Raw genomic sequence first — 10,258 nt, forward strand, 5'->3', positions numbered from 1 at the left:
GTCCACACTTCACCGTCCGCCGCCCCGGGGCTCTTTCGCGGGGCCCCCGGAACCCCTGCCGACTAAGGGCTCGTAGGGGCTGCTAGGGGTCTGCCCGGCAGCAGGCGCTGCTATAGCGTTCCCCGGGTCAAGCTGCGAAAACACGGCACCGGGCAGGGGGAACATGTCGTCGCCAGCATCCGTTAAGGGAACCGTCCCTTTCCGCGATTACGAGACCTGGTACCGCGTCACGGGCGATCTGCGCGGCGGGCTGCCGCCCGTGGTCGCCCTGCACGGCGGCCCCGGCAGCACGCACGACTACCTGCTGAGCCTGACGGCACTCGCGGACGCCGGCTGGCCGGTCGTCCACTACGACCAACTCGGCAACGGCGGTTCGACCCGGCTCCCGGACAAGGGGACGGACTTCTGGACCGTGGAGCTGTTCCGGGAAGAGCTGGACAACCTGCTCGGACACCTGGACATCCGGAACAACTACGTCCTCTTCGGGCAGTCCTGGGGCGGGATGCTGGCCGCGTCCCACGCCGGGGACCGTCCGGCGGGGCTGCGGGGGCTGGTCATCGCCAACTCTCCGGCGTCGATGCCGCTGTGGCTCCAGGAGATGAAGGTCCTCAGGGAGCGGCTGCCCGCCGAGGTGCAGGAGACGCTGCTGCGCCACGAGGCCGCGGGCACCACGGACACCGAGGAGTACTTCGCGGCGATGCGGGTCTTCTACGACCGGCACGTGTGCCGGGTCCTTCCGTGGCCGCGGGACTACCTGGCCACCTTCATGGAGATCAATGACGATCCGACCGTCTACCACGCCATGAACGGCCCCAATGAATTCCACGTCATAGGGAGCCTGAAGGACTGGTCGGTCGAAGACGTCCTGCCGCGCATCGACGTTCCCACGCTGTTGTTGAGCGGGCGTCACGACGAGGCGACTCCGGCCACCGTGCAGCCGTACTTCGACGGCATCGCGACGGTCCGCTGGGAAATCTTCGAGGAGTCGAGCCACATGCCCCACCTCGAAGAGCCGGAACGGTTCCTCTCGATACTGACCGAATTCCTCCGTGAATTACGGAGCACACAGCACACGGAAATTCCGTGAACTCGTCCAAGCAGAAGAAGGGGAACGCGGTGACCGCCACACACGAGGTTCGCGCCTATCCGTTCAGCGAACCGCACCGGCTCGAACTCGACCCGATGTACGGCAAGCTGCGGGAGGAAGAGCCGCTGAGCCGGGTGCAGTTCCCGATCGGCGAACCGGCCTGGCTGGCCACCCGCTACCAGGACGTGCGCACCGTGCTGGCCGACCCGCGGTTCAGCCGGGCCATGGCCCGCACCAGGGACCAGCCGCGCACGCACTCCATCGAGAACCTCGACGACGGCCTGGTCGGCATGGACGCGCCGGACCACGCCAGGCTGCGGAAGCTGGTCGCCAAGGCGTTCACCAACCGCCGCGTGGAGATGATGCGTGCCGACACGCGGCGCATCGTGGAGGGCCTCGCCGACACCATGGCCGAGCGGGGCGGGCCCTTCGAGATGGTGGACGACTTCGCCATCACCGTGCCGGTGACCGTCATCTCGGAGATGCTGGGCGTCCCCGAGGCCGACCGCGAGAAGCTGCGCGGCTGGTCGGAGGCGATGGTGTCCACGACGGCGCTGCCGTTCGAGGAGATCGAGCGCAGCGCCAAGGAGCTGTTCGGCTACATCGGTTCGCTGATCGCGGAGCGGCGCCGCAACCCCACCGACGACCTGCTCGGCGCGCTGGTGAAGACCCGTGACGAGGACGGCGACCGGCTCAGCGAGCAGGAGCTGGTCATGAACGTGACCGGCGGGCTGCTCATCACCGGCACCGAGACCACCGCCTCGCAGATACCCAACTTCCTCTACACCCTGCTGTCCCACCGCGACCAGTGGGAACTGCTCTGCGCGAACCCGCAGTTGGTGCCGCAGGCCGTCGAGGAGCTGGTGCGCTGGATCCCGCTGAACTACTCGGCGATGTTCGCCAGGTACGCCCTGGAGGACGTGTCGTTCGGCGACGTGACGGTGAAGAAGGGCGAGCCGGTGCTGGGTTCGGTGGCCTCCGCCAACCGGGACCCCGAAGTCTTCGAGAACCCCGACGAGCTGGACCTGACCCGCGAGCACAACCCGCACATCGGATTCGGCCACGGACCGCACCACTGCCTGGGCGCGCAGCTCGCCCGGATGGAGCTGCAGAGCGTGCTGAGCGTGCTCGTCGAGCGCTTCCCCACCCTGGACTTCGCCGACGGCGCCGACGGCGTGGTGTGGAAGCAGGGAATGCTGGTGCGGGGCCCGAAGAGCCTGCGGGTGGTGTGGTGAGCGACTGGTCCGTCGCCGTCGACCGGGCGGCCTGCATCGGTGCTTCGGTCTGCGCGAACTACGCCCCCGGGCTGTTCGTGCTGGAGGCGGGCAAGTCCTCGCCGCGGGTGTCGAACACCGCGCCGGACGAGGCGGTGCTCGACGCGGCGGAGACCTGTCCGGTGTCCGCGATCACGGTGCACGACGCCGCCAGCGGCGCGCTGCTCGCCCCCGAGGAGTAGGCCATGACCACCGACGTGCGCACCGCCACCGCGATGGTGTTCCCCGGCATGGGGCCGACCCCCTTCGAAGAGGTCGGCAGGTTCATGGTGATCAACCCCTTCGCGCGGAAGCTGGTCGCCGAGGCCGACCGGGTGCTGGGGTACTCGCTCGTCGACCGCTACCGGCAGACGGAGGGCGACTACAGCGAGTACGCCCAGGTCGCCTTCATGCTCAACTCCCTGGCGCTGGCCCGGTGGGCGGAGCAGGCACTGGGCGTCGAGGCGGCGCTGTGCGCCGGGCCGAGCTTCGGCGAGAAGCCCGCCGCCGCGTACTGCGGCGCGCTGGACTTCCCCGACGCCGTGCTGGCCACGGCCCGGTTCGCCCGGCTGCTCGACGACTACTTCAGCACCGGGTTCAAGGACCTGGTCACCCTCTCGTTCGTGCGGGTGCCGGAGGAGAAGCTGCGCGGGGTCCTCGCGGAGCTCGACGAGCGCGGGGAGGCGTACGAGATCTCCAGCTACGTCGACGACGACTTCTTCATGCTGACGCTGCGCGAGCACAACCTCGCCGAGCTGGAGCCCCGGCTGCGTTCGCTCGGCGGCCTGCCGCTGTACTCGATGCGGCCGCCCATGCACTGCTCGCTGTTCGGGGAGCTGCGCGAGCGGGCCGAGGCGGAGGTCTTCGGCGCGCTGGAGTACGCGGAGCCCCGGGTGCCGGTCGTCTCCGACCAGGACGGTTCGCTGATCACCACCGGCGCGGGGGTGCGCGCCATGCTGCTGGACAGCTGTGTGCTCCCGATGCGCTGGCCGGCCGTCGTCGACGCGCTGCGCGGGGCCGGTGTCGGCACCGTGTGCGTGGCGGGGCACGACCGGCTCTTCGGCCGGGTGCGGCGCACGACGGAGGCCTTCGAGGTGCTCCCGGTCACCCCGCGCTTCGCCCTCCAGCCCAGGCGCGGGCCGCGGCCCGCCGACTCCTGAGCGCGTTCCCCCCTCTCCCCCCCCTTCTGAGCTTCTGCTCACCTTCGAAAGGCGAATTCACCATGTGGGACCAGAACTTCGAGGATCTGCTGCGCGGTTTCCTGCCCTTCATCGGCGCCGACGAGCCGCTCACCGAGGACGCGCCGCTGCGCGACCTGGGGCTCGACTCGCTCGGCATCGTCGAGCTGCTCGCCGCCCTGGAGGGCGGGTACGACGTCCGTTTCCAGGACGACGCGCTCGGCAGGGAGACCTTCGAGACGCCGGGCGTGCTGTGGAAGGTGCTGTCCGGGCTCCTCACGGAACAGGCCGCCTGAGACCGCGTCCCCGGAGGCCGTGAGCGACCAGCAGTGGGCATCGAAGGAGGAGCGGTGGACTCAGTCACGGGAACGGCTCTGCACGAGCGCTTCCTACGCGGGGTCGGCCTCGCACCGCGCAACGAGGCGGTGCGGGTCGGATCCGATGCGATCACCTACGAACAGGCCCACGAGCGGGCGTTGACCTGGGCCGGCGCGCTGCTGCGCGCGGTGCGCAAGCCGCCGGGGACCGTGGCGGTGCTGGCGGCGAAGGGCATCGACGCGTACGTCGGCATCCTGGCCGGGCTGTACGCGGGCGCCACGGTGGTGCCGTTGCAGCCGGGCTTCCCGCCCGCGCGGACGCGGCGCATGCTGCGCTCCGCCCAGGTGTCCGCGGTCGTCGCGGACGCGGCGGGCTGGGCGCTGCTGCCCGAGCTGATGGCGCCGGGTCCCGACGGGGAGCCGCCGCTGGACGCGGGCGGTCCCGACGAGCCGCTGCCGGTCCTCGCGCCGGGCTGTCCGTCCGACGCCCTCCCGGGGGTGGAGCGGATCGTGCCCGACGCGGCGGGCGCCCTCGTCGCGCCGCGCCCGGTGCGGGCGGCCGACACCGCGTACATGCTGTTCACCTCCGGGTCCACGGGCCGCCCCAAGGGGGTGCCGATCAGCCACGGCAGCGCGGCGCACTACTTCGGGCTCCAGGACGAGCGGTACGACTTCACTCCGGATGACGTCTTCTCGCAGACGTTCGACCTGAACTTCGACTGCGCCGTGTTCGACCTGTTCTGCGCCTGGGGCGCGGGGGCGACCGCCCTGTGGGTGCCGCCCGGCGCGTACCGTCAGCTGCCGGCGTTCGCGGCCGAGAACCGGATGACGGTGTGGTTCTCCACTCCCAGCGCGATCCCGCTGGTGCGCCGCCTCGGCGGGCTCGGCCCCGGCGCGCTGCCAGGACTGCGCTGGAGCTTCTTCGCCGGCGAGGCGCTGACCTGCCGCGACGCGGCAGACTGGCGGGCGGCGGCGCCGGGCGCCGTACTGGAGAACCTGTACGGGCCCACCGAGTTGACGATCACGATCGCCGCGCACCGCTGGGAGGAGGAACGTTCCTCCCGGCTCGCGGTGAACGGCGTGGTGCCGATCGGCCGCGTCAACGGGGGCCACGAGCACCTGCTGCTCGGCGCGGACGGGCGGCCGGACGCGGACGAGGGCGAACTGTGCGTGGCGGGGCCGCAGATGACGCGCGGCTACCTGGACGCGGCGGACGACGCGGGCCGGTTCCTGGAGCACGACGGGCGCACCTGGTACCGCACGGGCGACCGGGTCCGCGCCATCGGCGACGACGGCGAACTGGCCTATCTGGGGCGGCTCGACTCCCAGGTGCAGATCGCGGGCTGGCGCGTGGAGCTGCCGGAGGTCGACCACGCGCTGCGCGGCTGCGAGGGCGTCACCGAGGCGGTGACGGTCGACGTGGCCGGCGCGTCGGGCACCGAACTCGTCGTGTTCTACACCGGTCGCGAGGTCCCCGCCGCCGCGTTCGCCCGGCAGCTGCGCGAGGTCCTGCCGATGGGCATGACGCCGCGGCACTACTGGCACCTGGACCAGTTCCCGCTCAACTCCAACCGGAAGACCGACCGCGGCGCGCTGCGGTCGCGCGCCGCCGAGCGCCTGGGCACCCCGAAGCGTCCTGGTGCCGCCCTCGACGACACCGCCGGACAGGGCACCGGCACGACCACTGACGGCGTCAGCACGCCGACGATCTGACAGGAGACCCGCGTTGCCCAGCACCTCCGGTACAGCGCACGGTGCCCCCGTGCCCGGCCACGGCGGCCGCGACAGTCTGGTCCACCACCTGCTCGACGAGGCGGTGGCGGCCGCGCCGACCTCGCCCGCGGTCAGCGACGCGAGCGGGCGGTGGAGCTACGCCCGCCTCGACGAGTACAGCCGCGCCTTCGCCGACTGGCTCGCCGCGCAGGGCCTCGGCCCCGGCGACCGGCTGGTCGTCCACCTCCCCACCAACCGGGAGCTGACCGCCCTGTTCTACGGGGCGTCGCGGCGCGGCGTCGTGTTCGTGCCGCTCAACCCGAACATGAAGGAGTTCCACCTGCGTTCGGTCCTGGAGAACGCGGAGGCGGCGCTCGTCGTCTGCGCCGAGGGCCGGCAGGGCACGTTCGAGGAGCTCGTCGACGTGCCGGTGCACCCGTTCGGCGGGGTGTGGAGCGAGGTGGAGAAGATCGCCTCGCGCGGTCCCGACGCCCAGGCGGCCGTCGACGTGGCGCCCGACACCCCGGCGGTCCTCGTCTACACCTCCGGCAGCACCGCGGCGCCGAAGGCGGTGGTCTGCCCGCACGCGCAGATCGCGTTCGCCACCCGCGCCATGGTCGAGGTGCTCGGCTACCGCCCCGACGACGTGGTGTTCTGCCGCTTCCCGATGTCCTGGGACTACGGCCTGTACAAGGTCCTGATGTGCGCGGTGGGCCGCAGCGAGATCAGGCTCGCCGACGGCGAGTCCGACCTGCGGCTGCTGACCGCCCTGAGCGAGAGCGGGGCCACGGTCGTGCCGATCGTGCCGTCGCTCGCCACCATGATCGCCACGCTGACGCGCCGCTTCGACGGCCCCGCGCCCCGGATCCGGATGTTCACCAACACCGGGGCCGCGCTGCCCCGGGCGACCATCGACACGCTGCGCGAGGCGTTCCCCGGGGTGCGGGTGGTGCGGCAGTTCGGGCAGACCGAGTGCAAGCGCGTCTCCATCATGCCCCCGCTGGAGGACGGCGAGCGGCCGGACTCGGTCGGGCTGCCGCTGCCCGGCACCCGGGTGCTGATCCTGGGCGACGACGGGGAGCAGGTGCCCGTCGGCGAGGTGGGCGAGATCGTCGCCGTCGGCCCGCACGTGATGCCCGGCTACTGGCGCAACCCCGAGCTGACCGCCCGCGCGTTCCGCCGCCACGCCGCCACCGGCGAGCCGTGCCTGCACACCGGCGACTACGGCCACCTCGACGAGGACGGCTACCTGTACTTCCAGGGCCGCCGCGACGACATGTTCAAGCGCAAGGGCATCCGGATGAGCACGATCGAGATCGAGTCCGCCGCCATGGACATCCCCGGGGTGCGCCACGCCGCGGCGCTGCCGCCGACCGACCGGCACGACCTGGCCCTGTTCGTGGAGTCGGAGCTGGCCGCCCCGGTCGTCCTGCGGGAGCTGGCGGCCCGCCTCGAACCGCAGAAGGTGCCCGCGGTGTGCCGCGTGCTCGGCGAGTTCCCCCTGACCCTGCACGGCAAGAACGAGAAGAAGCAGCTCGCCGAGCTGCTCGACGGGAGCCAGAAGTGACCCGGTACACCGAGCTGGCCGCACGGTACGGCACTCCGCTGTACGTGTACGACCTGGACCGGGTCGAGGCGGCGCGGCAGGACCTGCTGGACGCCCTGCCCGAACCGTTCAGCCTGTTCAGCGCCGTCAAGGCCAACCCGCACCCGGAGGTGCTGCGGGTGCTGGCGAGCGGCGAAGGGCGCACGTGCCGCGCCGAGATCAGCTCGGTCGGGGAGCTGGCGGCCGCCCTGGAGGCCGGGTTCGACCCGGCGGGGATCCTGTACACCGGCCCCGGCAAGACCGACGAGGAGCTGCGCGAGGCCCTGGCGGCCGGGGTGCGGCTGTTCTCGGTGGAGTCCCTGACGGACCTGGAGCACGTGGGCGCCGCGGCGGTGGCCGCGGGCGTGGAGGCGGACTGCCTGCTGCGGATCAACAGCGCGTCGGCCAGCGCCACCACCAGCATCCGGATGACCGGCAGGCCCTCGCAGTTCGGCATCGACGCCGAGACGCTGGGCGAGGTGCTGCCCGCGCTGCGGGCGGTGGCCGGCACCCGGATCGCGGGCGCGCACTTCTTCCCGCTGAGCAACGCGTCCGACGAGGACAGCCTGGTCGGCGAGTTCCGCAACACGCTGGAGGTGGCGGCGGGGCTGGAGAGCGAGCACGGGCTGCCGCTGCGGTTCGTGGACATCGGCGGCGGCTTCGCGGCCCCGTACGCGGTGCCGGGCGAGCGCCCGGTGTACGAGAAGCTGCGCGAACGGCTGGAGAGCGCTCTCGACGAGACGTTCCCGCACTGGCGCAACGGCGAGGTGCACTTCGCGTGCGAGTCCGGCCGCTACCTGGTGGGCGACAGCGGGGTGCTGCTGACCCGGGTCGTCAACATCAAGGAGAGCCGCGGCCGCACGTTCGTCATCCTGGACGCCGGGATCAACACCTTCGGCGGCATGTCGGGCCTCGGCCGGCTGCTGCCGGTCGCGGTGCAGCCCGAGGACGCCGAACAGGCCGCGCTGATCGCGGAGCGCAGCGGTCTGAGCGCCGCCCTCGTGGGGCCGCTGTGCACGCCGGGCGACGTGCTGGGACGCCAGGTGGACCTGCCCGACCTGCGGGTCGGCGACGTCCTCAGCATTCCCAACGCGGGTGCGTACGGGCCCACCGCGAGCCTGCTGATGTTCCTGGGCAGGCCCGCTCCCGCCGAGGTGCTGGTGCGCGGCGGCGAGGTCGTGTCCGCGACCCGGATCGAGCACACCAGGGCCGAAGTGGCCCCGCTCGGCGGAGGGACGGCATGACACTGTCCGCACGAGGGCCGGCGTGGGCGGACCAGGAGACGGGCACCGTACGCCCCCGGGACACCGCCGACGCGGCGGGCCGCAGGGACACCGTCCTGGTGTCGGGGCTGGCGTCCGACTCGCACACCTGGAACCTGGTCTTCCTCCAGCTGCTGATCGAGGAGCACGGCTTCGACGTGGTCAACCTGGGTCCGTGCGTGCCCGACGAGCTGCTGATCGAGGAGTGCCTGGAGCGCACGCCCGCCATGCTCGTCCTGAGCAGCGTCAACGGGCACGGGCACCAGGACGGCCTGCGGCTCATCAGGAAGCTGCGCGAGGAGGACCGGCTCAAGGAGCTGCCCGCGGTGATCGGCGGGAAGCTCGGCATCACGGGCGGCGAGGACGGCGGGCACGCGGCGGAGCTGGTCGCCGCGGGCTTCGACAGCGTCTTCGAGGACGGCGCGCAGGAGATCGCCGCCTTCCGGCGCCTCATCGGCGGCATACCCCGAAGAGAGCTGTCGTGACGGAGCACTTCCCCGCGGTGCCGCTCGGCGGCGGGCCGGTCCCGGCGCGGTCCGGCGGACCCGGCCCGCTGGTGGGGGACTTCGGCGCGTTCGTGCGCCGTGCGGCCCGCGCCGGGCGGCTCGTCGTCCAGCCCCGGATGGGCTTCGGCGACCCCGGGCGGATGCGCGAGGGCCTGCTCGCCACCCGGGGCGCGGACGCCACCACCGTGGGCACGCTCACCCTGGACAGCTTCACCCGGGTCAGGGACCTCGACGCCGTGGAGACCGCGCTGCGCGAGGGCATCGGCCTCAACGGCTACCCCATCGTCAGTTACGCCACGGACACCACCCGGGCGGTGCTCGACGGCGTCCACGCCGACGACTTCCCCGTCCAGGTCCGGCACGGCTCGGCGGCGCCGATCGACATCTTCGCCGCCCTGCTGCGGGCCGGGCTCAGCGCCACCGAGGGCGGCCCCGTCTCGTACTGCCTGCCCTACGGCCGCACCCCGCTCGACGAGTCGATGCGCAACTGGGAGCGGAGCACCGCCCTGTTCGCCCAGGCACGGGCGTGGGGCATGCGGCCGCACCTGGAGACGTTCGGCGGCTGCATGCTGGGCCAGCTGTGCCCGCCGAGCGTGCTGGTCGCCGTCAGCGTCCTGGAGGCGCTGTTCTTCCACCGCCTGGGCATCGACGACGTGTCCCTCAGCTACGCCCAGCAGACCAGCCGCGCGCAGGACCGCGAGGCGGTGTTCGCGCTCCGCAGGCTCTGCGCGGAGCTGCTGCCGGACGCCGACTGGCACGTGGTGATCTACGCCTACATGGGGGTCTACCCCACCACGCCCGAGGGCTGTCTCGCGCTGCTGGGGCAGGCCGCCGAGCTGGCGGTGGACACCGGCTCCGAGCGGCTGATCGTGAAGACGGTCGCCGAGTCCCGCCGCATCCCCACGATCGCGGAGAACGTCGCCGCGCTGGAGCACGCCGACCGGGTGGCCCGCGCCGCCCGCGCCGCCCTGCCCCACGCCGCCGCGCCGCTCCACGAGACGTACCCGGACTCGCAGACGTACGCCGAGGCGCGCGCACTCGTCGACGCGGTGCTCAACAGCCACTCGGACCTGGGCAGCGCGCTGCTCCTCGCGTTCAAGCGCGGCTACCTGGACATCCCGTACTGCCTGCACCCGGACAACGCCGGCCGCTGCCGCAGCTACATCGGCGAAGACGGCTGGCTGCGCTGGGCCGACACCGGGTCGCTGCCCATCGCGGACATCGCCGGTGCCCGCACCACCCGCCCCGTCACCTCGTCCGACCTGCTGGACGCCCTCTCCTACGTACGGCGCGGCCACGACGGACCGTTCCTGTACGGGGACCACCCGACCTCCTGACACCCCGGCCCACCGGCCGA

At 72.4% G+C, this 10,258-nt stretch carries 10 protein-coding genes; all 10 read left to right on the forward strand.

The features are described 5' to 3' along the window. Positions 1-163 precede the first annotated feature (163 nt). The 10 genes from ACIBNE_RS35000 to ACIBNE_RS35045 all read left to right on the forward strand — a co-directional run bounded on the left by ACIBNE_RS35000 (position 164) and on the right by ACIBNE_RS35045 (position 10,238). Positions 164-1,087, forward strand: a complete 924-nt coding sequence (locus tag ACIBNE_RS35000; protein WP_399278948.1) for a proline iminopeptidase-family hydrolase — start codon at positions 164-166, stop codon at positions 1,085-1,087. Positions 1,088-1,116: 29 nt separating this feature from the next. Beyond that, positions 1,117-2,322, forward strand: coding sequence for a cytochrome P450 (locus ACIBNE_RS35005; RefSeq protein WP_399278951.1), 1,206 nt, complete (start codon positions 1,117-1,119; stop codon positions 2,320-2,322). After that, positions 2,319-2,543, forward strand: a complete 225-nt coding sequence (locus ACIBNE_RS35010; protein ID WP_399278953.1) for a ferredoxin — start codon at positions 2,319-2,321, stop codon at positions 2,541-2,543. Before ACIBNE_RS35005 ends, ACIBNE_RS35010 begins: the two co-directional genes overlap by 4 nt. Before the next feature lie 3 nt (positions 2,544-2,546). Further along, entirely contained in the window at positions 2,547-3,500 is a 954-nt protein-coding gene (locus ACIBNE_RS35015; protein ID WP_399278955.1) for an ACP S-malonyltransferase, read from the forward strand. Between the two features lie 62 nt (positions 3,501-3,562). After that, on the forward strand, positions 3,563-3,814 hold the full coding sequence (locus tag ACIBNE_RS35020) for a phosphopantetheine-binding protein (protein ID WP_399278956.1): 252 nt from the start codon (positions 3,563-3,565) through the stop codon (positions 3,812-3,814). Between the two features lie 54 nt (positions 3,815-3,868). Further along, entirely contained in the window at positions 3,869-5,548 is a 1,680-nt protein-coding gene (locus tag ACIBNE_RS35025) for an AMP-binding protein (protein ID WP_399278958.1), read from the forward strand. Between the two features lie 49 nt (positions 5,549-5,597). Beyond that, positions 5,598-7,115, forward strand: a complete 1,518-nt coding sequence (locus tag ACIBNE_RS35030) for an AMP-binding protein (protein WP_399278960.1) — start codon at positions 5,598-5,600, stop codon at positions 7,113-7,115. Further along, on the forward strand, positions 7,112-8,377 hold the full coding sequence (locus ACIBNE_RS35035; protein WP_399278963.1) for a type III PLP-dependent enzyme: 1,266 nt from the start codon (positions 7,112-7,114) through the stop codon (positions 8,375-8,377). The genes ACIBNE_RS35030 and ACIBNE_RS35035 overlap by 4 nt, the downstream gene beginning before the upstream one ends. After that, positions 8,374-8,880 (forward strand): cobalamin B12-binding domain-containing protein, encoded by a 507-nt coding sequence (locus ACIBNE_RS35040; RefSeq protein WP_399278965.1) that lies wholly within the window; start codon positions 8,374-8,376, stop codon positions 8,878-8,880. The genes ACIBNE_RS35035 and ACIBNE_RS35040 overlap by 4 nt, the downstream gene beginning before the upstream one ends. A gap of 71 nt (positions 8,881-8,951) precedes the next feature. Next, entirely contained in the window at positions 8,952-10,238 is a 1,287-nt protein-coding gene (locus ACIBNE_RS35045; protein WP_399279380.1) for a methylaspartate mutase, read from the forward strand. The last annotated feature ends 20 nt before the right edge of the window (positions 10,239-10,258 follow it).

The organism is Streptomyces sp. NPDC050504, assembly GCF_044458065.1.
Lineage (GTDB): Bacteria > Actinomycetota > Actinomycetes > Streptomycetales > Streptomycetaceae > Streptomyces.

Bases quoted from the DNA above. Each gene is read 5' to 3' on its own strand.
- ACIBNE_RS35000 (WP_399278948.1), top strand. From the start codon at position 164: ATGTCGTCGCCAGCATCCGTTAAGGGAACCGTCCCTTTCCGCGATTAC.
- ACIBNE_RS35015 (WP_399278955.1), top strand. From the start codon at position 2,547: ATGACCACCGACGTGCGCACCGCCACCGCGATGGTGTTCCCCGGCATG.
- ACIBNE_RS35020 (WP_399278956.1), top strand. From the start codon at position 3,563: ATGTGGGACCAGAACTTCGAGGATCTGCTGCGCGGTTTCCTGCCCTTC.
- ACIBNE_RS35040 (WP_399278965.1), top strand. From the start codon at position 8,374: ATGACACTGTCCGCACGAGGGCCGGCGTGGGCGGACCAGGAGACGGGC.